The organism is Streptomyces sp. NPDC023157, from assembly GCF_055560575.1.
The window spans coordinates 121,258-142,712 of sequence record NZ_JBVHIL010000012.1 but is presented as its reverse complement, the minus strand read 5'-3'; the positions used below and the strand labels follow the sequence as shown (position 1 = coordinate 142,712).

Here is a 21,455-nt window from a genome sequence, read left to right as displayed (position 1 = left end):
CGTACGGGGAAGGGGGCGCCGCCCAGGCCGGGCGGCGCCCCCTTCCCCGTATCTTCCGGGCTACTTCACGTCCTCGCTGTTGATGCCGAGGCCGGGCAGCAGGCCCGGGAGGATCGGCGGGATCGTGACGTCCGGGGTGCGGGGCGTGGGGTCGTCGGACGGGGTGGTGTTCTGGCCGCCCTGGGGCGGGTTGAGCAGGCCGCCCGTGTTGCCGCCGAGCAGGCCCTCCTCCTGGGGCGCACCGCTGCCGGTGCCGGAGCCCGAGGGGTGGGGCTGGGTGGCGTCGCCCGTGGTGGAAGGGGTGGCCGGCTGGGTGTGCGGGTGCTGGGGGTCGGCCGGCTGGGTGTGTCGCGGCGTGCTCGGGCCGCCGGAACCGATCGTGCCGCGCTCGGGGGTGCGCGGTAGTACGGACTGGAGTGGCTCGACCTCTTCGTCTATGGCGTCGAAGACGTCGTTGACCTGGTTGCCCACGTCGGCCAGCTGGACCGGGAGCCGGTCGCGCAGTCCGTCCCAGGTGGCGCGGTGGGACTGGGCGAAGGAGTTCAGCCGGGCCATCGGGCCGATCTCGCCGTCCCGTTCGTAGGCCTGGCGGAGGAGCCGGTGCCCTTCGGAGGCGTCGTGCTCCATGCCGCTCAGCACTCGGCGGATCTCGCCGAGCGATTCGTGGTCGAGGTCGCCCGCGCGGCCCCGTTCCATGAGTCTGCGGGCTTCGCTCAGGCGGGTGGAGGCCTGGTCGAGGTAGATCCCGCCACGGTCGGCGTCGTCGTCGGCCATGCCCAGCTTGAGATCCTCCATCCCGCGCTTCAGCCCGTAGAGGGAGTCGCCGGGGAGGGCGTCGGAGCTGGCGGCGGCCACGCCGCTGAAGGCTCCCGCGGCGACGCCGACGGTGAGCCCTCCCGCGGCGAGGCCCTTGGTCCAGCGGGAACGGGGGCGCAGCTTCCGGAGCGGGGAGGCTCGGTGGGCCCCCTTGCCGCCGGCCGTCCGCTGCTCGGGCACGGTGGGGACCGCTGCCGCGGTCCCCTCTGCGAACATCGCCTCCATGGCGGCGACGAGCTGCGCCCGTTGCACCACCTTGACCTCGGGGTCCATCTGGGGCTTCGGCAGCTCGCCGAGGCCGTTCGCCAGGGCCAAAAGCCGTCCTTGCCCGGCCGGTTCGGCCGTCGCTTCGGACTGCTCGGCCGCCGCGCCCTCGGACGTCCGGTCCTCCAGGGCCTGGGCGAAGGCGTTCGCCCGCCGGTGCGCCGATACGTTCGCGATCACTGGCGGCACCTCCTCTCGTCATGACGTTCGACTCCCCGAGGGGTTCGGAGGGTTGCACACCTTGAGCGCATCCACACGAAAGAGTGAGTGGATGTGGACCTGGTGTGACCACAGGGAGCCTGCATTTCGCACAACGAGCGGCGCGGCACTTGGGTTACGCGCGAAGGATGATCGGACCAGTGCGTCATCGATGGGTCACCGACTGTGAGTTGGTCTCGGGTGGCGGGGGGTGCGGGGGGAGGGATGGCAGGGGTGGGAGGCGTGACGCCCGGCGGGCGCTGCGCGTGTGGGGGGCGCGCAGCGCTCAGCGGGCGTCGTCCGGGAGGAGCCGGGCCAGGGTGCGGACGGCCCGGTACTGGAGGGTCTTGATCGCGCCCTCGTTCTTCCCCATGACCCGGGCGGTCTCGGCGACCGACAGGCCCTGGAGGAAGCGGAGGGTCACGCACTCCTGCTGCTGGGGGTTGAGGCGGCGGACCGCGTCGAGCAGGGCGGCGTTGGAGAGGGACTCGAGGACGGAGTCCTCGGGGCTGCGCTCCACCTCGTTGGCGTCGAGCATCTCGCCGGTGGTCACTTCGAGCCGGAAGCGGCTGGACTTGAAGTGGTCGGCGACGAGGTTGCGGGCGATGGTCACCAGCCAGGCGCCGAAGTCGCGGCCCTGCCAGGTGAAGGTGGAGATGCGGCGCAGGGCGCGCAGGAACGTCTCGCTGGTGAGGTCCTCCGCCGTCGCCTTGCCGCCGACGCGGTAGTAGATGTAGCGGTACACGGTGTCGCTGTACTGGTCGTAGAGCCGGCCGAAGGCGTCGGCCTCTCCGGCCTGGGCGCGTTCGACCAGGTCCATCATGCGGGCGCTGTCGCTGTCGGCGGTGGGCCGGCGGGCGGCGGTCGAGGTTCCGGAGCCGCCCCGGGTGCCGCGTCTGCCGACAGCGGCACCGCTCTCGGCGAGGGCATAGCAGGGACCGACGGGTGCCGGTCCGGCGAAGGCGGGTGCGAGGCCGGCGTACGCGGTGGGGACGAAGCCGCGCAGACGGTCGAGGACCGTTGCGCGCAGCGTAGCCAGGCCCGAGGCGTCAACCCCGACGTGTGGGTACACGGGACTCCCAGAGGCAGAGCTTCCATCACGTGCAGTACGGGACCGATCACTCGTCGTGGCGACGTGTGGGGTCCCTTGTGCGTCTGAGGAGAATAACGCTTCGTACAGGCAGCGCTACACCCAGTTGCTCAAATCATCGATTCCGTCGTATCCGTTACTACTTACAGGCGGAACAAGTCGCACTTCGTGACCGGTTGTTGATCGGATTACTTCCGAGTGTGACCGGGGGCGGGTTGGGTTGTGCTCAAGTGCGGGACGGGTGAGTGATCGAGGCCGCTGCCGGGTAGGGGGCGGTGTTGCCCAGGTGGCGCCGCGCGCGTGGGTGTTCGACCACGTACGGGTGAGCCGGCTTGGTCCCGGGTTGTCCCAGATGATCACAGCCGAAACGTATCCGCAGGGCGCGCCGCGCCGAGCGGGCGATCTTCGGCAGGGGGGCCGGGGGTGCCGTGCGGGCGGGCCGGGGCCCGGTGTCAGCGGCGGCGGCGGTGCAGGGCGAGCGCGGCGGCCGCGCCGCCCGCGAGGGCGCCGACGCCCGCGGCGGCCGGGATGCCGACCTTGGCGGCCTTGCGGCCGGTCCGGTAGTCCCGCAGCCGCCAGTCCCGCTCCCGCGCGTGCTTGCGCAGCTTGGTGTCCGGGTTCACCGCGTACGGGTGCCCGACCAGCGAGAGCATCGGGACGTCGTTGTGCGAGTCGCTGTACGCGGCGCAGCGCGCGAGGTCCAGGCCCTCGGCCGCCGCCAGGGCGCGTACCGCCTCGGCCTTGGCCGGCCCGTGCAGGAGCTCGCCGACCAGACGGCCGGTGTAGACGCCGTCGACGGACTCGGCGACCGTGCCCAGCGCGCCGGTGAGGCCGAGGCGGCGGGCGATGATCGTGGCGGTCTCGACGGGGGCGGCGGTGACCAGCCAGACCTTCTGGCCCGCGTCCAGGTGCGCCTGGGCGAGCGCCCGGGTGCCGGGCCAGATGCGGTCGGCCATGTACTCGTCGTAGATCTCCTCGCCGATCGACATCAGCTCGGAGACGCGGTGGCCCTTGACGATGGACAGGGCGCTGTCGCGTGCCTCCTGCATGTGCTCGGGGTCCTCGACGCCGGCCAGCCGGAACCAGACCTGCGCCCAGGCGAAGCGGGCGAGTTCGCGGCGCTGGAAGAACTTCCGCTTGTACAGGCCGCGGCCGAAGTGGAAGATCGCGGCGCCCTGCATCACGGTGTTGTCGAGGTCGAAGAAGGCGGCGGCCTCGGTGTCTCCGGCGACGGGGAACTCCGGCTCCACGGGCGCGGTTTCCTCGGCGGCCTCGTCGCGCCGCAGCGCCTCTTCTCTCTCGCGCTCCAGCTGCTGAGAGGTCTTGCGGGCCGCCTCCGCGGCGGCCTCGCCTGCCAGGACGCTGCGCGCGGTGGCGGAGCGCCTACGGGGGGTGAGCCATCCCAGAGCGGCCATGTCGTTGAGCATAGCCAGTCTGTTCGGTACTTCCCGACTTGTGAGGATGCCGTGGTGTGAACTCTGGGCGCCGCGGGTGTGACCCGGGCCGTGCGGGCCGCGCAGAATGGGCGTCATGTTCGGACGTACGAAGAAGAAGGCCGGCCCGCGCACGGTGACGCTGATCGGGAAGCCGGGATGTCATCTGTGCGACGACGCCAGGGCGGTGGTCGAGTCCGTCTGCGCCGAGACGGGCGCACTCTGGGAGGAGAAGGACATCACCCTCGACGAGGAGCTCCACCGGGCGTACTGGGAGCAGATCCCCGTGGTCCTGGTCGACGGCGAACAGCACACGTTCTGGCGGGTGGACGCCGGGCGGCTCCGGCGCGAACTGGGTGCGTGACCGAAAGACGGCTACCATCATGGACGATTTGTTGGGTTTGGGGGCGGCGTCGTGAGGAGAGTGTGCGGCTTTGCCCCCTTCGGGTTCTCAACGCTCTGACGCCGTCCGCGGTTCCGTACCGTCGCGAACCGGCCGCGTGACCCCGGTCACTTTGGCCAGACAAAACGGACACCATCTTTGTGCACGCGTTCACAAAGACATAGCCTGCATTCGACGGGGCGGTCCTGGGACACACGGCCGCCTGCAGCCCCGCTCATCCCGCAGGAGCACCGTGGCAACTGGCCGAACTCACCGACCGGCGACCCGTAGCCGAGGAATTCCCGAGGCCACCGTCGCCCGCCTTCCGCTGTATCTGCGTGCCCTCACGGCGCTGTCGGAGCGCTCCGTACCCACGGTCTCCTCCGAAGAGCTCGCGGCCGCCGCGGGGGTCAACTCCGCGAAGCTGCGCAAGGACTTCAGCTACCTCGGCTCGTACGGGACGCGCGGCGTCGGCTACGACGTCGAGTACCTCGTGTACCAGATCTCCCGCGAACTCGGCCTGACCCAGGACTGGCCCGTCGTGATCGTCGGTATCGGTAACCTCGGCGCCGCGCTCGCCGGCTACGGCGGCTTCGCCTCCCGTGGCTTCCGGGTCGCCGCCCTGATCGACGCCGACCCCGCCATGACCGGCAAGCCGGTCGCCGGGATCCCCGTCCAGCACACCGACGACCTGGAGAAGATCGTCAGCGAGGACGGCGTCTCCATCGGCGTCATCGCGACCCCGGCCGGCGTCGCCCAGGTGGTCTGCGACCGCCTCGTGGCCGCCGGTGTCACCTCCATCCTGAACTTCGCCCCGACCGTGCTGTCCGTGCCCGACGGTGTGGACGTGCGCAAGGTCGACCTCTCCATCGAGCTGCAGATCCTCGCCTTCCACGAGCAGCGCAAGGCCGGCGAGGAGCCGGGCGCCGACACCGCCACCGTGCCGCCGGCCGGTCGCGGCACGGACGAGAACGAGCGCAAGGGACCTGACGGGGACATGCCCGCCGTGATGCCGGCATGAGCCTCCTCGTCGTCGGTCTCAGCCACCGCAGCGCCCCCGTCAGCGTCCTGGAGCGGGCCTCCCTCTCCGCTGACGCCCGCGCCAAGCTGCTGCACGACACCCTCGCCGCCGAACCGGCCGCCGAGGGCGCCGTCCTGGCCACCTGCAACCGCATCGAGCTCTACGCCGACGTGGACAAGTTCCACGCCGGTGTCGCCGAGCTGTCCACGCTGCTCGCCCAGCACAGCGGCGTCGGCCTCGAAGAGCTCACCCCCTATCTCTACGTGCACTACGAGGACCGGGCCGTCCACCACCTCTTCTCGGTGGCCTGCGGCCTGGACTCCATGGTCGTCGGCGAGGGCCAGATCCTCGGCCAGATCAAGGACGCCCTCGCCGTCGGCCAGGACCTGCACACCGCCGGCCGCCTCCTGAACGACCTGTTCCAGCAGGCCCTGCGGGTCGGCAAGCGGGCCCACAGCGAGACCGGCATCGACCGGGCCGGACAGTCGCTGGTCACCTTCGGCCTCCAGCGGCTCGTCGCAGGCACCGACGGCACCGCAGGCACCGCGGGCACCGACACCGCGCACACCACCGCCGTGAACGCCTGGGCCCGGGGCAAGCGCGCCCTGGTCATCGGCGCCGGCTCGATGTCCTCGCTCGCCGCCGCGACCCTGGCCCGCGCCGGTGTCGCCGAGATCGTCATCGCCAACCGCACGGCCGCCCGCGCCGACCGGCTCGTGGAGATCCTCACCGAGCCCGGTGGTACCGGTGTGGCCGCGCGCGCAGTCGAAATGGTTGCCGTCGGCGACGAACTGACACGTGCCGACATCGTCGTCTCCTGCACCGGCGCCACCGGCCTCGTCCTCACCGGCGACGAGATCGAGGCCGCCACCCAGGGCCGCACCGAGCCCCTCCACCTGCTCGACCTCGCCATGCCCCGCGACATCGACGCCGCCGCCCACCGCATGCCGGGCGCCCGCCTCGTCGACATCGAGTCCCTGGCCGAGGCCTCCGCCGACGCGCCCATGGCCGCCGACGTCGACCAGGTGCGCACCATCGTGTCCGACGAGGTCGCCGCCTTCGGCGCCGCCCAGCGCGCCGCGCACATCACGCCGACCGTGGTCGCCCTGCGCGCCATGGCCGCCGACGTGGTCGCCGGCGAGGTGGCCCGCCTCGAAGGCCGGCTGCCCGACCTCGACGACAAGCAGCGCGCCGAGATCACGCAGACCGTACGCCGCGTGGTCGACAAGCTCCTGCACGCGCCGACCGTGCGCGTCAAGCAGCTCGCCAGCGAGCCCGGCGGCGCCGGGTACGCGGACGCACTGCGGACACTCTTCGACCTCGACCCGGAGACGGTTGCCTCTGTCAGCCGGGCCGACCTGAACGACGGCGACGTCAAGAACCGAGGGCGAGTATGACCGAGAGGGCACTGAGGCTCGGGACCAGGCGCAGCAAGCTGGCCATGGCCCAGTCCGGACATGTGGCCGACGCCGTCCGGCAGGCGACCGGCCGACCCGTCGAACTCGTGGAGATCACGACGTACGGGGACACCTCCCGCGAGCACCTCGCGCAGATCGGCGGCACCGGCGTCTTCGTCGCCGCCCTGCGCGACGCGCTGCTCGCCGGCGAGGTCGACTTCGCCGTGCACTCCCTCAAGGACCTGCCGACCGCCCAGCACCCCGACCTGGTGCTGGCCGCGATCCCCCAGCGCGAGGACCCGCGCGACGTCCTCGTCGCCGGCCCCGGGACCACCCTCGACCGGCTGCCCGCGGGCGCCCGCGTCGGCACCGGCTCCCCGCGCCGCATGGCCCAGCTCAACGCGTACGCGCGCAGCCACGGCCTGACCATCGAGACCGTGCCGATCCGGGGCAACATCGACACCCGCGTCGGCTACGTACGCAGCGGAGAACTGGACGCGGTGGTACTCGCCGCGGCCGGACTCAACCGCATCGGCGGAACCGAGGAGCTCACCGGCTCCCTGTCGCTCGACCACCTGTCGGTCGACTCGGTCCTGCCCGCCCCCGGCCAGGGGGCCCTGGCGGTCGAGTGCCTGGCGTCCGACGCCGCGCTCGTCGCCGCGCTCGCCGAGCTCGACGACCCGTTCACCCGGGCCGCCGTGACCGCCGAGCGATCCCTGCTCGCCGCCCTGGAGGCCGGCTGCTCCGCACCTGTGGGTGCGCTGGCCGACCTGCTGGCCGACGACCCCGGTCACGGGCAGGTTGTCACCGAAATGCGCCTGCGCGGCGTCGTCGGCACCACCGACGGCTCGACGCTGGTGCAGCTGTCCACCACCGGTCCCGTACCCACCTCGCACGACGAGGCGGTGGCACTCGGACGCGAACTCGCGGACGAGATGCTCGCCAAGGGTGCGGCCGGTCTTATGGGGGAGCGAGCACTTTGAGCCCCACCAGCCCGACCACCAGCCCCGCGTCCGCCGCCGTCTTCGGCCACGGTCACGTCACCTTCCTCGGCGCAGGCCCGGGCGACCCCGGACTGCTGACGCTCCGGGCCGTCGAAGCCCTGGCCGGCGCGGACGTCCTGATCGCCGAGCCGGAGGTGCTCGAAGTCGTCCGCGGCCATGCCCGCGCGGGCGTGAGCACGCCTGAGCTGACGGTCATTGACGACGCGTCAACAACCGTCGGTGTCCCCGTGTTGAGGGATGCGACCAATCTTGTCATGGAGGCCGCACGGGGCGGCAAGCGGGTCGTCCGTGCGGTGACCGGCGACCCCGGCCTCGACGGAAACGCAGGTCAGGAGATGCTCGCCTGCGCCGCCGAGGGCATCGCCTTCGAGGTCGTGCCCGGCGTCGCCACCGCCGTCGGCGTCCCCGCCTACGCCGGCGTCCCGCTGCGCGACGCGCAGGGCACCGACGTCCGCTTCGTCGACGCCCGCACCGCCGACGACCGCTGCTGGGCCGAGGTCGGCGCCTCCGACGGCACCGTCGTCGTCTCCACGACCCTCGACTCGGTGGCCGCGGCCGCCGGTGAACTGGTGGCGGCAGGCCGTAAGCCGGACACCCCCCTCACCGTCACCATCGGCGGCACCACCACCCGCCAGCGCACCTGGAACGCCACGCTCGGCACCATCGCCCAGGTCTTCAAGCAGGGCAAGGTGCTCCCCTCGCCCGAGGGCCACCGGCCGGCGATAGCCGTGGTCGGCGAGCGCAGCGCCGCCGCACAGCGCGACCAGCTGTCGTGGTTCGAGTCCAAGCCGCTCTTCGGCTGGCGGGTCCTCGTGCCGCGCACCAAGGAGCAGGCCGCGTCGCTCTCCGACCAGCTGCGTTCCTACGGCGCGGTGCCGCACGAGGTGCCGACCATCGCCGTCGAGCCGCCGCGCACCCCGCAGCAGATGGAGCGGGCGGTCAAGGGCCTGGTCACGGGCCGCTACGAGTGGATCGCCTTCACCTCGGTCAACGCCGTCAAGGCCGTCCGGGAGAAGTTCGAGGAGTACGGGCTCGACGCCCGCGCCTTCGCCGGCATCAAGGTCGCCGCGGTCGGCGAGCAGACCGCCGCCGCCCTCGTCGACTTCGGCGTCAAGCCCGATCTGGTGCCCAGCGGCGAGCAGTCCGCCGCCGGCCTCCTGGAGGACTGGCCGCCCTACGACCCGGTCTTCGACCCGATCGACCGCGTCTTCCTGCCGCGCGCCGACATCGCGACCGAGACCCTCGTCGCCGGGCTCATCGAGCTCGGCTGGGAGGTCGACGACGTCACCGCCTACCGGACCGTACGGGCCTCGCCGCCGCCGGCGGACACCCGCGAGGCGATCAAGGGCGGCGGCTTCGACGCCGTGCTCTTCACCTCCTCGTCGACCGTGCGGAACCTCGTCGGCATCGCCGGCAAGCCGCACAACGTCACCGTGATCGCCTGCATCGGCCCGGCGACCGCCAAGACGGCCGAGGAGCACGGCCTCCGCGTCGACGTCCTGTCGCCCGAGCCCTCCGTCCACAAGCTGGCCGAGGCCCTCGCCGACTTCGGCCTGCGCCGCCGGGCGGCGGCCCTGGAGGCCGGGGACCCGGTGACCCGGCCGAGCGAGCGACGGCCCGGAGCACGGCGCCGCCGCACGACGTGACGTGAGCTGACACGGACGAAAGGGGCGCGGGTCCTGAGGGACCCGCGCCCCTTTCGCGTATCGGCGCCCTTTCGCGTACGGACGGCGCCCCCCTGCGCGGACCCGTGCCCCTGCGCGTACGCACGGCAACATCGTGTCGGTAAGTGCGCCGGGCGGGCGGGCGTAGCCTCGGGGGCATGAATGCGTATGGATCCTTTCCCGGGGCGCGTCCGCGCCGGCTGCGGACGACTCCCGTCATGCGGCGGATGGTGGCCGAGACGAGGCTGCATCCGGCCGATCTGATCCTGCCCGCCTTCGTGCGGGAGGGCGTCACCGAGCCCGTGCCGATCGCCGCCATGCCCGGCGTCGTCCAGCACTCGCGGGACACGCTGCGCAAGGCCGCCGTCGAGGCCGTCACGGCCGGCGTCTCCGGGATCATGCTGTTCGGCGTGCCCGAGGACGCGAAGAAGGACGCCGCCGGCACGGCGGGCACCGACCCCGACGGCATCCTCCAGGTCGCCATCCGCGACGTGCGGGCCGAGGTGGGCGACGAGCTCGTGATCATGTCCGACCTGTGCCTCGACGAGTACACCGACCACGGCCACTGCGGCGTCCTCGACGCCGACGGGCGCGTCGACAACGACGCCACCCTGGAGCGGTACGCCGAGATGGCCCAGGTCCAGGCCGACGCCGGCGTCCACGTCGTCGGCCCCTCCGGGATGATGGACGGCCAGGTCGGCGTCATCCGCGACGCCCTCGACACCATCGGCAAGGAGGACGTGTCGATCCTGGCGTACACCGCCAAGTACTCCTCCGCCTTCTACGGCCCCTTCCGCGAGGCCGTCGCCTCCTCGCTCAGCGGTGACCGCAAGACGTACCAGCAGGACCCCGCCAACCTGCGCGAGTCGATGCGCGAGCTCGCCCTCGACCTGGCGGAGGGCGCGGACATGGTCATGGTGAAGCCCGCCGGGCCCTACCTGGACGTCCTCGCCAAGGTCGCCGAGTCCGTCGACGTGCCCGTCGCCGCCTACCAGATCAGCGGTGAGTACGCGATGGTCGAGGCCGCCGCCGAGAAGGGCTGGATCGACCGCGACAAGGCGATCTTCGAGACCCTGACCGGTATCCGCCGGGCCGGCGCGAAGATGATCCTCACGTACTGGGCGACGGAGGTCGCGCAGAAGCTGGGGGCGGCGCACTCTGGATAGGTAGCCGACAGGTATCCCGCCGGAGGTGGTCCTCATGATGAACACGCTTGTCGGGTGGCACGTCGAGATGGAGTTCCAGGAGGAGGGTGACCGGACGCGGGCGGCGGCGATGGTGCGGCTCGGCGACGGCACCGAGTTCCGCGCCCACGGCAACGCCAGCCGGCACCCCTCCGACCCGGATCAGCTACGGGTCGGCGAGGAGATCGCCGGCGCCCGCGCCCTCATGGACCTCGCCTCGCAGCTGCTGCAGAAGGCCCACACCGAGATCGACGACGCCTCGGGGCGGGCCTCCCATCCGATCAACCGGTGAGGCCGACCGTTGAGGTCGACCTCTGAGGTCGACCGCTGGGCGATCTCTGGGGTCGTTCGCGGGTCTCAGTACGTGAGCGCGTCTTCCAAGGTGCGCTGCCAGTACGACACGGCGGCGCCGTCGTCGGCGAACGTGCCGCTCGGCGCCGTCACCGTCGTACCGCTCTCCGGGGTCAGGTACACCTTGATCGTGCGGATGGTGCGGCCGTGGGTGTCGGAACCCGGCTCGCCCGTCAGGATCAGCGAGGCGTAGCCCGACTCTCCGGGCATCAGCGTCACCACCGCCTGCGGCTTGCTGTCCTCCACGACCCTGATCGCCGACTGGGGGTCGTCGAAGCCCACGGAGGGCGCGTTCAGGGCGTTGCAGGGGCGGCTGCCCACGTTGGTGACGGTCAGCACCAGGTGGTTGATGGGGCGGCTGACCTTGCTCGCCACGATCTTCGTGTTCGCCGCCGTGCAGGTGGCCGTGACGGCGGTGTCCGAGGACGGCTTGTGGGGCTTCGCGGACGGCTTCGGCGCGGGCTTCCCGGTGGACTGCGGCGCCGGCTTCGACACCTGCTTCGACGCGGTGGGCTCCGCGGCCGGGGTCCCGGACGGCTGCCCGGACTGCTGCTCGGACGGCTGCCCGGCCGGGGCGGTCGTGTGCCCCGAGGCGTTCGCCGCCGGCGTGACCGGGGCCGGGTCCGCGGTCGCCTTGCTCCCGTCCGACTGGCAGGCGGTCAGGGCGAGCGCCGCCATGAGGGCGGTGGCGGGCAGGGTGAGACGGCGGGCGATGGTGCGCATGGTGGGTTCCCCGTGAGGTCGATGGGTGGTGCGTCGGCAGGTGGTGCGTCGGTCGGTGGTGCGTGCGTGGGTGGTGCGGTGCGTGGTGCCGTCAGTGAGGGGTCAGGAGAGCGATCACGACCGCCGTGCAGGCGATCAGCACCGCGACGGCCAAGACGTCGGTGACGCTGCTGTTCGGCATGGCTCAAACCCTGCGGGGTGAGGTGATCCACCCGCAATCGGCACGGGACAATGGGGGACGCTGGAACGCTCACACCCACTGTGACCTGGGGAAATGACTCTCCCCTGGAACGCGTTCCCGGGACGCGGGGAGAGACTGATGGAGGCGGCGGACGGCTTCGCGGAGCTGATGCGCGGGCTGAAGGAACGGTCCGGACTCAGTTACGGCACGCTGGCGAAACGGCTCCATGTCAGCACCTCCACCCTCCACCGGTACTGCAACGGGGACGCGGTACCGACGGAGTTCGCCCCCGTCGAACGGCTCGGGCGGCTGTGCGGGGCCACCCGCGAGGAGCTCGTCGAGCTGCACCGGGCCTGGATCCTCGCGGACGAGGCGCGGCGACGGGGGAAGGCGGAGCCGGACCCGGAGCCGGGCGGTGAGGCGGGGGCCGAGCCGGAGGACACGGCGGGGGATACGGCGGGGACCCTGGCGGGAGCCGACGCAGGTGAGGTGGCCACGACCGAGGCCGTCGTGGAAGCCGGGCCCAGGGCAGTGGCTCTGGCGCCCCTCGCCGACGCCGACGCCTCACGGTCACGCAAGCGGCTCGTCACCCTGCTCGCCGCCGCCGCGGTCGTCGGACTCGTCGTCCCCGCCGCGTACGTCGTCGGGCGCTCCGACGACAACAAGGCCGGAGCCGCCGGGGCCGACGCGGGCCCGCCCGCGCCCCTGAGCGTCGGCATCAGCTCGTACAACTGGGAAGAGCCCTGCGGCCAGTACTACGTGCTCGACCAGCAGCCCGCGCACGTCCCGCCGCCGCCCACGCCCCAGGACACCCGTGGCTGGGCCCGCGCGCTCGGCGGGATCGACGGAGGGCACCTGCGGATCCAGCTCACCGTCACCGGCCGCACCCAGGCACCCGTCGTCCTCACCGCGCTCCACGTACGGGTCACCGAACGCGCCAAGCCGCTGGACGGGTCGGTGTACTCGATGGGCGACGGCTGCGGCAGCGGGATCGTCCCGCAGACCTTCGACGCCGACCTCGACGCCCCCCGCCCCTACCTGAAGCCCGTCGCCGGACAGGACGGCGACCGCGTGGTGCCGGCGAAGAACTTCCCGTACAAGGTCTCCACCGGCGACCCCCAGGTCCTCAACCTGGACGTGCACACCGAGCAGTACGTCGCCTCGTGGTACCTGGAGCTCGCCTGGAGCAGCGGCAAGGAGCACGGGACGGTACGCGTCGACGACGGCGGGCACCTGTTCCGCACCACCGCCATCGAGGGACGCCCCACGTACGGCTACTGGCCCGACAAGGGGACCTGGTTCACACAGTAGAGACCAGGGCCCCCGTCGGGCCGTCGCGTCAGAGGCGCTCGGGGGTCCGGATGCCCAGCAGCGCCATGCCCTGGTGCAGCGTGCGCGCGGTCAGGTCACACAGGAACAGACGGTTCTCCACCTGCTCCGGGGTGTCCGCCTTCAGGACCGGGCACTCCGAGTAGAACGTCGTGTACTGCGACGCCAGCTGGTACAGATACGCCGCCAGCTTGTGCGGCGCGTACTCCACCGCCGACTCCTGGACCAGCTCGCCGAACGTGTCCAGGTGCAGACCCAGCGCACGCTCCGAGGCCGCCAGCGCCAGCTCCGGGTGGGCGGCCGGCTTCGCGTCCCCCGCCTTCCGCAGGATCGACTGGATACGCGCGTACGCGTACTGCAGATACACCGACGTGTCGCCGTTCAGCGACACCATCTGGTCCAGGTCGAACTTGTAGTCACGCCCCGCCGACGTCGACAGGTCCGCGTACTTCACCGCGCCGATGCCCACCTGGGCACCCCGCTCGGCGATCTCCGCCTCCGACAGGTCCTGGGCCTTCTCGCGGACCACGGCCGACGCACGGTCGATCGCCTCGTCCAGCAGATCCACCAGACGCACCGTCTCGCCCTCACGGGTCTTGAACGGCTTGCCGTCCTTGCCGAGCACCGTGCCGAACGCCAGCTGGACGGCCTTCACCTCGTCGTTCAGCCAGCCCGCCCGGCGAGCCGTCTCGAAGACCATCTTGAAGTGGAGCGACTGACGGGCGTCCACCACATACAGCAGCGTCGACGCCTTCAGGTTGCCCACCCGGTCACGGATCGCCGACAGGTCCGTCGCCGCGTAGCCGAAGCCACCGTCGGACTTCTGCACGATCAGCGGCGTCGGGTTGCCGTCCGGACCCTTCACATCGTCGAAGAACACGCACAGCGCGCCCTCGGAACGCACCGCGACACCCGACTCCTCCAGGAGCCGGCACGTCTCCTGCAGCATGTCGTTGTACCCGGACTCGCCGACCACGTCGACGTCACGGATGTCCATGTCCAGCTTGTCGAAGACCGAGTAGAAGTAGATCTTCGACTCGTCGACGAACCGCTGCCACAGCGCCAGCGTCTCCTCGTCACCCGCCTGCAGGTCCACCACCCGCGCACGGGCCCGCGCCTTGAACTCCTCATCGGAGTCGAACAGCGCACGAGAAGCCTTGTACAGCCGGTTCAGATTCGACATGGCCTCCTCGCCGGAGACCTCCACGCCCTCACCGTCGACCTTGTGGTCCAGCTCGTGCGGGTGCTCGATCAGGAACTGGATGAGCATGCCGAACTGGGTGCCCCAGTCGCCGATGTGGTGACGCCGCACCACCGTCTCACCCGTGAACTCCAGGATCTCGACCATCGCCGCGCCGATCACCGCCGACCGCAGATGCCCGACGTGCATCTCCTTCGCCACGTTCGGCTGCGCGTAGTCGATCACCGTCGTGCCCGCCGACGGGTTGAACGGCACACCCAGCCGGGCGTCCGCCGCACGGGCGGCCAGCGTCCGCACGATCGCCTCGTCGGTCACCGTGATGTTCAGGAAGCCGGGGCCCGAGACCTCGATCTCCTTCAGCACGTCGTTCTCCGGGATCGCCGCGACGACCTGCGTCGCCAGCTCACGCGGATTGCCCTTCAGCCGCTTCGCCAGCGCCAGGATGCCGTTGGCCTGGAAGTCGGCCCGGTCGCTTCGTCGCAGCAGCGGGTCGGCGGACCCGGCGTCCGGCAGGGCTGCCGAGAGGCCGTCCGCGAGGCGCTGCTGCACGGTCGAAGCGAGGGAAGGGACCGAGGCCATGAGCTTCCGTTCCTGTAGGGGGATGTCCGGGCAGGGCCCGGTGGTCTATTTCGCTTGTCAAGTGTCCCATGGGGCGGCAACGTGTTTTCTCCGCCTGTGGACAAAACACCAGCCTGTGGACAACCTCGGAGTGCGCCGTTCCGTCTGGGACAATGACGGAAGCAACGCCGCGAGGCCACGAGGCCGCGCAAGGCATCAGGGACACCAGGAAGAAGGACGTACCGACCGTGGCTCAGAGCAGCACAGAGACCGACTGGGTCTCCCGTTTCGCGGACGAGGTCATCGCCGAGTCGGAGCGACGTGCGCCTGGCAAACCGGTCGTCGTCGCCTCCGGCCTCTCCCCCTCCGGCCCCATCCACCTCGGCAACCTCCGCGAGGTCATGACCCCGCACCTGGTCGCCGACGAGGTCCGCCGCCGCGGCCACGAGGTCCGCCACCTCATCTCCTGGGACGACTACGACCGCTACCGCAAGGTGCCCAACGGCGTCGCGGGCATCGACGAGTCGTGGGCCGAGCACATCGGCAAGCCGCTGACCTCCGTCCCCGCCCCCGCCGGCTCCCCCCACGCCAACTGGGCCGAGCACTTCAAGGCCGCCATGGTCGAAGCCCTCGCCGAGCTGGGCGTCGACTACGACCCCATCAGCCAGACCGAGCAGTACACCTCGGGCGTCTACCGCGAGCAGATCCTGCACGCCATGAAGCACCGCGGCGACATCGACGCCATCCTCGACCAGTACCGGACGAAGAAGGCCCCGAAGAAGCAGTCCCAGAAGCCCCTCGACGAGGCCGAGGTCGAAGCCGCAGAAGGCTCCGGCGCCGCCGGCGAGGACGACGGCTCCGGCTCCGGCGCCGGCTACTTCCCGTACAAGCCCTACTGCGGCCGCTGCGAGAAGGACCTCACCACCGTCACCTCGTACGACGACGAGACCACCGAGCTCGCCTACACCTGCACCTCCTGCGGCCACGCCGAGACCGTCAAGCTCAGCGAGTTCAACCGCGGCAAGCTGGTCTGGAAGGTCGACTGGCCCATGCGCTGGGCCTACGAAGGCGTCATCTTCGAGCCCTCCGGCGTCGACCACTCCTCGCCCGGCTCCTCCTTCCAGGTCGGCGGCCAGATCGTCACCATCTTCGACGGCGTCCAGCCCATCGGCCCCATGTACGCCTTCGTCGGCATCAGCGGCATGGCCAAGATGTCCTCCTCCCGCGGCGGCGTCCCCACGCCCGCCGACGCCCTGGAGATCATGGAGCCGCAGATCCTCCGCTGGCTCTACGCCCGCCGCAAGCCCAACCAGTCCTTCAAGATCGCCTTCGACCAGGAGATCCAGCGCCTCTACGACGAGTGGGACAAGCTGGAGGCCAAGGTCGCCGACGGTACCGCCCTCCCCGCCGACGCCGCCGCCCACACCCGCGCCGCCCGCACCGCCGCCGGAGAACTCCCGCGCACCCCCCGGCCGCTCCCGTACCGGACGCTCGCCTCCGTCATGGACATCACCGCCGGCCACGACGAGCAGACCCTGCGCATCCTCGCCGAGCTCGACCCGGAGAACCCGGTCACCACCCTCGACGAGGTCCGCCCCCGCCTCGACCGCGCGGAGAACTGGATCACCACCCAGGTCCCCGCCGACCAGCGAACCATCGTCCGCGCCGAGCCCGACACCGAGCTCCTCGGCACTCTGGACGACGAAGGCCGCGAGTCGCTCCGCCTCCTCCTGGAGGGCCTCGACAGCCACTGGTCCCTCGACGGCCTCACCACCCTCGTCTACGGCGTCCCCAAGGTCATGGCAGGCCTCACCCCCGAAGCCAAGCCCACCCCCGAGCTCAAGCTGGCCCAGCGCACCTTCTTCGCGCTGCTCTACAAGCTGCTCGTCAGCCGCGAGACCGGCCCCCGCCTGCCCACCCTCCTCCTCGCCGTCGGCGCGGACCGGGTGCGCAAGCTGCTCGGCGCGTAACCGGCACCCCGGCACACCGGAAGGCCGTCACCCGCACCGCGGGCGACGGCCTTCCGTGTTCTCCGGGCTTTCCGTGTGCCTTCTCCGTGCCTTCTGCATCCTTGGCGAGAACGAGAAGAGAAAGGCCAAGACGGCCTGACACGAGGGTGGGCGGGCGCCCTACGGCGTGTGGCACCTACGGCGTGTGGGTCTCCGCCCATTCCTGCTCGATCCGGTGCCGCAGCTGCGGCGTCAGCTCCCGCAGGATCGACGCACTCCGCGGATGCGTGATCCCGTACATGTCACTCAGCCTTATATCGAGCTGCTCCGACGTCGGGAACTCCTGGTTCTCCTCCAGGTAGTCCCACATCGCCTTGTACGCCGACTCCGCGAACGCGTCCCCCGAAGGCTCCTCGTCCACGAACTCCGAGTACTCCTCGAACTCCTCGGGACCCGACGGAGGAACATCCTCCGGACCCTGCGGAATCGGCACCGGAGTCGGCTCAAGACCCTCCACGATCTGCGGGTTGTACGAACCCTGATACGTCTCCGGCGACACCTGAGCCGCGAACCACTGGCTCTCCTGCGACGCCGCGGCACCCCCCACCGGCTGCGGCTGCGGCTGCGGCTGCGGCGCCGGCGGCGCGGACGCCAACACCTGCGCCTGCGCCAACTCCGGCTGCTGCTGAGACTGCACCCCCTGCACCGCCTGCACCTGCTGAACCGGCGCCGGCGGCAACAACACCGGCTCCACACCCGCAGCCGCCAGACCCGCCGCCGCCGTCTCCGCCAACGGCACCCCGTACTTCGCCAGACGCAACGGCATCAACGCCTCCACCGGCGCCTTACGCCGCCACGCCCGCCCGAACCGCGCCTGAAGCCGCGCCTGATAGATCAGCCGGTCCTGCTCCAGCTTGATCACCTGCTCGTACGACCGCAGCTCCCACAGCTTCATCCGCCGCCACAACCGGAACGTCGGCACCGGCGACAACAGCCACCGCGTCAGCCGCACACCCTCCATGTGCTTGTCGGCCGTGATGTCCGCGATCCGGCCCACCGCGTGCCGCGCCGCCTCGACCGCCACCACGAACAGCACCGGAATCACCGCGTGCATACCCACACCCAGCGGATCCGGCCACGCCGCCGCACCGTTGAACGCGATCGTCGCCGCCGTCAGCAGCCACGCCGTCTGCCGCAACAGCGGGAACGGGATCCGCATCCACGTCAGCAGCAGATCCAGCGCCAGCAGCACACAGATGCCGGCATCGATGCCGATGGGGAAGAAGTACGAGAAGGTGCCGAAGCCCTTGTTGATGGCGAGCTCGCGCACAGCGGCGTACGAGCCGGCGAAACCGATCCCGGCAATGATCACCGCACCCGCGACGACCATGCCGATCAGTATTCGGTGCGTCCGTGTCAGCTGCATCGCGGCCACCCGCGATCCCCTCCCGTCAAACGACAACTCGCGGGCACAGCGTGGCACACGCACAACGGGCCCGACCCCCGGGGGAGGGACGGGCCCGTCACAAACCAGCTCAAACCACTACTTGTTGGCCACCGCGACCGCCGCGACAGCCTCCTTGGCCGCCTTCAGCGCACCATCCGTCACCGTCTTCGACGACGGACCATCCGCACCCGCGTACCCCGCACCGTTGTACGACAGCAGCACCAGCACATTGCCCGTACGCGCCACCACCGACGCGTACGTGAAGTCCTCATCGGTCTTCCGCAGCTCGTACGTCACCGTGTTCGCCTCGTCGCCGACGCCACCCGCAGTCATCGTCTTCAGCTTCTTGGCACCCTGCGTGCCCTGGATCTTGGCCAGCTCCTTGGCATAGTTCGCCGCCGCCCGCTCCTGACCACTGCCCAGCGTCGCATCCGACTCGTACCGGTAGAAGGACACGTCCAGCCAGCGGTACTGCGAGCCCTTCACTCCCTTGTCCTCAAGACCGTTCCACGAACAGCCACCACGACTCGCCGCGTCACTGGACTCGGCCGTCGTACCGTTCTTCGCCTTCGCCTTCGGCACCAGACTCGCCGTCGTCTTCGCCGACACCGCCTTGCACACATCCGGCAGCTTCGCGAACCTCGCCGCCTCCACCGTCTTCGTCGGCGTGGGCTTCACGGACGCGGACGCCGACGACGAAGCCTGGCCCGAGGACCCCGACCCCTTGTCACCGGAATCCGAACCGGACGAACAACCGGCGGCGACGAGCATCACCGGGACGGCGGCACAGGCGAGAACGCGGGAGAGTCGCGAGACGGATCGCTGCATGGTTCCTTCAGTCGCTTGTCGTACAGGCCCGCGCGTCACACGGACCGGGCGGCCGGCGGCCGGGGTACGCCGACACGTTACGTGGTCCGACCCCGCTCACGGAGCGGGTCCGAACCGCTACTCCTCCAGCCGCTCCGAGAGCAGACGAGCCAGATTCCGGGCCTTTTCCTGCAGCTCCCCGCTGTCGGGAGCCTCCACCGACGCCGTCGACTGCTCCTCGTACTGCACCGTCACGATCACGTTCGATGTGCGGAACACCACGCTCACGAGCCGCTTCACACCCGCCGGACCCGTCGTCGACAGAGCGTCGTCGAGAAACGCGACATCACCCGGACCGTCCAGGGAACGCGGCTCCAGACCCGTGGTGGGAGTCGCGGAAGGACCCGTCGGACCCGTCGCGCCACCCTGCCCCGCCGGCGGATTACCCGACCCGGCGACGTGCCCGCCCGGAGCCTGCGACGGATGATGCCCGGTCGCCGTAGCGGTCCCGGTCCCGGTGGCGGTAGCGGTGGCCGTGGCGGTCGGCGTCGGCGTCTTCGGCGTCACCGGCGCGAGCGGCACACCCGCCGCCGTCTGCTTCCCGACAAACACCTCCTGCGCCCGGTCGTCATCGCTCACCGCCGGGTCGTACGAGACCACCCGCTCGATGTCCAGCGTGAGCCGGTGCGACGCCTCGGGGGAGTCGGCCTTCCAGGCGCAGCCCACCCGGCGGTCGGTGTCGAAGGTGACGGCCGCCGTGCCGCGATAGGCCCGCTCCCGCTCGGCGTCCGGCAGCGCGGCGGCCCCCGGGAGCAGATCCTTCAAGGTCGCCTGCGGGACGGCACCACAGGGCTCGAAGAGGGTGCGGTAACGACCGGGGGCCACGGCCGGGGAAGCCGCCCCCGCCTTGGAGTCGACGGCGTCGACGTCCGCCTTCGCGCCGGAGGAGCAGCCGCTCAGGCCGATTCCCAGACCGAGGGCGAGGGCGGCCGCGGTGAGCACCGCGGGCCTGGACCGGCCGGGCACGTACGCCTTTCGCTGCACGATCCAGGCTCCTTTCTCCCGGAGGCATCCCCCGAAAACCGTTTGTCGCGCCCCAGGGGGCGATGAACACAATGTCTATCGCACGCGCCGCTGTTGATGCCGGTCCGTAGTCACCTGTACGGGCTTGTGCTCCGGTTTTTGCGCTATCAGACTTTATGGGGGAATCGAGGAGTTATGTCGTACGTAGAGGTAACGGGCGCGAAGGTACCCATCCGCCTGTGGACCGACCCGGCGTCGGTCGACGAGGGCGCGATGCGACAGCTTCAGAACACGGCCACCCTGCCCTGGATCAAGGGCCTGGCGGTCATGCCGGACGTGCATTACGGCAAGGGTGCGACGGTCGGCTCGGTGATCGCGATGCAGGGCGCGGTGTGCCCGGCGGCGGTCGGCGTGGACATCGGCTGCGGCATGTCCGCCGTCAAGACGTCCCTGACGGCGAACGACCTGCCGGGCGACCTGTCGCGGCTCCGCTCGAAGATCGAGCAGGCGATCCCGGTGGGCCGGGGCATGCACCGCGAGATGGTGGACCCGGGCCGGCTCTTCCAGTTCCCGACGGCGGGCTTCGGGGAGCTGTGGTCGCGGTTCGACACGGTCGCGGACTCGGTGAAGTTCCGGCGGGAGCGGGCCGAGAAGCAGATGGGAAGCCTTGGCCAAGGCAATCATTTCATCGAGCTGTGTGTTGATACGACTGGCGCGGTGTGGCTCATGCTGCACTCGGGTTCCCGGAACGTCGGCAAGGAGCTCGCCGAGTACCACATCGGCGAGGCGCAGAAGCTGCCGCACAACCAGGGCCTGGTCGACCGCGACCTCGCGGTGTTCGTCGCGGACACCCCGCAGATGGCGGCGTACCGCAACGACCTGTTCTGGGCGCAGGAGTACGCCAAGTACAACCGCGCGATCATGATGGCCCTGTTCCAGGAGGTCGTCCGCCGCGAGTTCCGCAAGGCGAAGGTGACCTTCGACCCGGTCATCTCCTGCCACCACAACTACGTGGCGGAGGAGCGGTACGAGGGCATGGACATGCTCGTCACCCGCAAGGGCGCGATCCGGGCCGGCTCCGGAGAGTTCGGGATCATCCCGGGCTCGATGGGCACCGGTTCGTACATCGTGAAGGGACTGGGCAACGCCGCCTCCTTCAACTCGGCCTCGCACGGCGCGGGCCGCCGGATGAGTCGGAGCGCGGCCAAGCGGCACTTCTCGACGCGGGACCTGGAGGAACAGACCCGGGGCGTGGAGTGCCGCAAGGACTCCGGCGTCGTGGACGAGATCCCCGGCGCCTACAAGCCGATCGAGCAGGTCATCGAGCAGCAGCGCGATCTGGTCGAGGTGGTCGCGAAGCTGAAGCAGGTCATCTGCGTGAAGGGTTGAGGAAGAGGGTCGGGGCGCTAGGGTCGTGTTCAGCCATGGGAAGT

The 21,455-nt window shown here is 70.8% G+C and carries 18 protein-coding genes; 10 read left to right on the top strand and 8 right to left on the bottom strand.

From position 1 onward, the window contains the following. Positions 1 to 60: 60 nt before the first annotated feature. From ACZ3ZE_RS34425 to ACZ3ZE_RS34415, 3 genes are all read right to left on the bottom strand, one after another. Positions 61 to 1,260, bottom strand: a complete 1,200-nt coding sequence (locus ACZ3ZE_RS34425; RefSeq protein ID WP_467261834.1) for a DUF5667 domain-containing protein — start codon at positions 1,258 to 1,260, stop codon at positions 61 to 63. Between the two features lie 304 nt (positions 1,261 to 1,564). Further along, the gene (locus tag ACZ3ZE_RS34420) at positions 1,565 to 2,350 is read right to left on the bottom strand and encodes an ECF subfamily RNA polymerase sigma factor, BldN family (protein ID WP_361171281.1); all 786 of its coding nucleotides are present in this window, start codon (positions 2,348 to 2,350) and stop codon (positions 1,565 to 1,567) included. Positions 2,351 to 2,820: 470 nt separating this feature from the next. Then, complete coding sequence (locus tag ACZ3ZE_RS34415) at positions 2,821 to 3,783, bottom strand: HAD family hydrolase (protein ID WP_361171284.1); 963 nt, start codon at positions 3,781 to 3,783, stop codon at positions 2,821 to 2,823. A gap of 106 nt (positions 3,784 to 3,889) precedes the next feature. On the opposite strand from ACZ3ZE_RS34415, the gene ACZ3ZE_RS34410 reads away from it, so the two are divergent. From ACZ3ZE_RS34410 to ACZ3ZE_RS34380, 7 genes are all read left to right on the top strand, one after another. After that, positions 3,890 to 4,165: a glutaredoxin family protein gene (locus tag ACZ3ZE_RS34410; RefSeq protein ID WP_361626238.1), complete on the top strand. Its 276-nt coding sequence runs from the start codon at positions 3,890 to 3,892 to the stop codon at positions 4,163 to 4,165. Positions 4,166 to 4,436: 271 nt separating this feature from the next. Then, positions 4,437 to 5,204, top strand: coding sequence for a redox-sensing transcriptional repressor Rex (locus tag ACZ3ZE_RS34405; RefSeq protein WP_361626240.1), 768 nt, complete (start codon positions 4,437 to 4,439; stop codon positions 5,202 to 5,204). Beyond that, complete coding sequence (locus tag ACZ3ZE_RS34400; RefSeq protein WP_361171292.1) at positions 5,201 to 6,601, top strand: glutamyl-tRNA reductase; 1,401 nt, start codon at positions 5,201 to 5,203, stop codon at positions 6,599 to 6,601. The genes ACZ3ZE_RS34405 and ACZ3ZE_RS34400 overlap by 4 nt, the downstream gene beginning before the upstream one ends. Further along, on the top strand, positions 6,598 to 7,584 hold the full coding sequence (gene hemC, locus ACZ3ZE_RS34395) for a hydroxymethylbilane synthase (protein ID WP_361171295.1): 987 nt from the start codon (positions 6,598 to 6,600) through the stop codon (positions 7,582 to 7,584). The genes ACZ3ZE_RS34400 and hemC overlap by 4 nt, the downstream gene beginning before the upstream one ends. Beyond that, positions 7,581 to 9,251 (top strand): bifunctional uroporphyrinogen-III C-methyltransferase/uroporphyrinogen-III synthase, encoded by a 1,671-nt coding sequence (locus ACZ3ZE_RS34390; RefSeq protein ID WP_361171298.1) that lies wholly within the window; start codon positions 7,581 to 7,583, stop codon positions 9,249 to 9,251. The genes hemC and ACZ3ZE_RS34390 overlap by 4 nt, the downstream gene beginning before the upstream one ends. Before the next feature lie 176 nt (positions 9,252 to 9,427). After that, positions 9,428 to 10,435, top strand: a complete 1,008-nt coding sequence (gene hemB / locus ACZ3ZE_RS34385; protein ID WP_361171301.1) for a porphobilinogen synthase — start codon at positions 9,428 to 9,430, stop codon at positions 10,433 to 10,435. A gap of 37 nt (positions 10,436 to 10,472) precedes the next feature. Then, the gene (locus ACZ3ZE_RS34380) at positions 10,473 to 10,745 is read left to right on the top strand and encodes a DUF1876 domain-containing protein (RefSeq protein WP_361172096.1); all 273 of its coding nucleotides are present in this window, start codon (positions 10,473 to 10,475) and stop codon (positions 10,743 to 10,745) included. Positions 10,746 to 10,810: 65 nt separating this feature from the next. On the opposite strand, the gene ACZ3ZE_RS34375 is transcribed toward ACZ3ZE_RS34380, so the two are convergent. Then, a complete protein-coding gene (locus ACZ3ZE_RS34375; protein WP_467261833.1) occupies positions 10,811 to 11,527 on the bottom strand; it encodes a DUF4232 domain-containing protein in 717 nt (238 codons plus the stop codon). 319 nt (positions 11,528 to 11,846) lie between these two features. On the opposite strand from ACZ3ZE_RS34375, the gene ACZ3ZE_RS34370 reads away from it, so the two are divergent. Beyond that, complete coding sequence (locus tag ACZ3ZE_RS34370) at positions 11,847 to 13,019, top strand: helix-turn-helix domain-containing protein (protein WP_467261831.1); 1,173 nt, start codon at positions 11,847 to 11,849, stop codon at positions 13,017 to 13,019. Positions 13,020 to 13,047: 28 nt separating this feature from the next. Here the strand turns inward: ACZ3ZE_RS34370 and argS are convergent, their stop codons facing one another. Further along, complete coding sequence (gene argS / locus ACZ3ZE_RS34365; protein WP_361171309.1) at positions 13,048 to 14,817, bottom strand: arginine--tRNA ligase; 1,770 nt, start codon at positions 14,815 to 14,817, stop codon at positions 13,048 to 13,050. Between the two features lie 227 nt (positions 14,818 to 15,044). Between argS and lysS the strand changes: the two genes are divergently transcribed. Next, positions 15,045 to 16,766, top strand: a complete 1,722-nt coding sequence (gene lysS / locus ACZ3ZE_RS34360; protein WP_363290823.1) for a lysine--tRNA ligase — start codon at positions 15,045 to 15,047, stop codon at positions 16,764 to 16,766. A 175-nt stretch (positions 16,767 to 16,941) separates the two neighbouring features. Here lysS and ACZ3ZE_RS34355 read toward each other — a convergent pair whose 3' ends face one another. The 3 genes from ACZ3ZE_RS34355 to ACZ3ZE_RS34345 form a co-directional block, all read right to left on the bottom strand. Continuing rightward, positions 16,942 to 18,180 carry a DUF2637 domain-containing protein gene (locus ACZ3ZE_RS34355; RefSeq protein WP_467261829.1) on the bottom strand — a complete coding sequence of 413 codons (1,239 nt, stop codon included), beginning with the start codon at positions 18,178 to 18,180 and terminating at the stop codon, positions 16,942 to 16,944. Between the two features lie 108 nt (positions 18,181 to 18,288). Continuing rightward, positions 18,289 to 19,020 carry a DUF3558 domain-containing protein gene (locus ACZ3ZE_RS34350; RefSeq protein WP_361171318.1) on the bottom strand — a complete coding sequence of 244 codons (732 nt, stop codon included), beginning with the start codon at positions 19,018 to 19,020 and terminating at the stop codon, positions 18,289 to 18,291. A 117-nt stretch (positions 19,021 to 19,137) separates the two neighbouring features. Beyond that, the gene (locus ACZ3ZE_RS34345) at positions 19,138 to 20,043 is read right to left on the bottom strand and encodes a DUF3558 domain-containing protein (protein WP_361171321.1); all 906 of its coding nucleotides are present in this window, start codon (positions 20,041 to 20,043) and stop codon (positions 19,138 to 19,140) included. Between the two features lie 174 nt (positions 20,044 to 20,217). Between ACZ3ZE_RS34345 and ACZ3ZE_RS34340 the strand changes: the two genes are divergently transcribed. Next, positions 20,218 to 21,411, top strand: coding sequence for an RtcB family protein (locus ACZ3ZE_RS34340; RefSeq protein ID WP_361171324.1), 1,194 nt, complete (start codon positions 20,218 to 20,220; stop codon positions 21,409 to 21,411). Positions 21,412 to 21,455: the final 44 nt, after the last annotated feature.

Excerpts from the sequence above, each read along its gene's own strand:
- ACZ3ZE_RS34415 (WP_361171284.1), bottom strand. The coding sequence starts at position 3,783 with ATGGCCGCTCTGGGATGGCTCACCCCCCGTAGGCGCTCCGCCACCGCG.
- ACZ3ZE_RS34410 (WP_361626238.1), top strand. The coding sequence starts at position 3,890 with ATGGGCGTCATGTTCGGACGTACGAAGAAGAAGGCCGGCCCGCGCACG.
- ACZ3ZE_RS34400 (WP_361171292.1), top strand. The coding sequence starts at position 5,201 with ATGAGCCTCCTCGTCGTCGGTCTCAGCCACCGCAGCGCCCCCGTCAGC.
- hemC (WP_361171295.1), top strand. The coding sequence starts at position 6,598 with ATGACCGAGAGGGCACTGAGGCTCGGGACCAGGCGCAGCAAGCTGGCC.
- hemB (WP_361171301.1), top strand. The coding sequence starts at position 9,428 with ATGAATGCGTATGGATCCTTTCCCGGGGCGCGTCCGCGCCGGCTGCGG.
- ACZ3ZE_RS34380 (WP_361172096.1), top strand. The coding sequence starts at position 10,473 with ATGAACACGCTTGTCGGGTGGCACGTCGAGATGGAGTTCCAGGAGGAG.
- ACZ3ZE_RS34375 (WP_467261833.1), bottom strand. The coding sequence starts at position 11,527 with ATGCGCACCATCGCCCGCCGTCTCACCCTGCCCGCCACCGCCCTCATG.
- ACZ3ZE_RS34370 (WP_467261831.1), top strand. The coding sequence starts at position 11,847 with ATGGAGGCGGCGGACGGCTTCGCGGAGCTGATGCGCGGGCTGAAGGAA.
- argS (WP_361171309.1), bottom strand. The coding sequence starts at position 14,817 with ATGGCCTCGGTCCCTTCCCTCGCTTCGACCGTGCAGCAGCGCCTCGCG.
- ACZ3ZE_RS34350 (WP_361171318.1), bottom strand. The coding sequence starts at position 19,020 with ATGCAGCGATCCGTCTCGCGACTCTCCCGCGTTCTCGCCTGTGCCGCC.
- ACZ3ZE_RS34340 (WP_361171324.1), top strand. The coding sequence starts at position 20,218 with ATGTCGTACGTAGAGGTAACGGGCGCGAAGGTACCCATCCGCCTGTGG.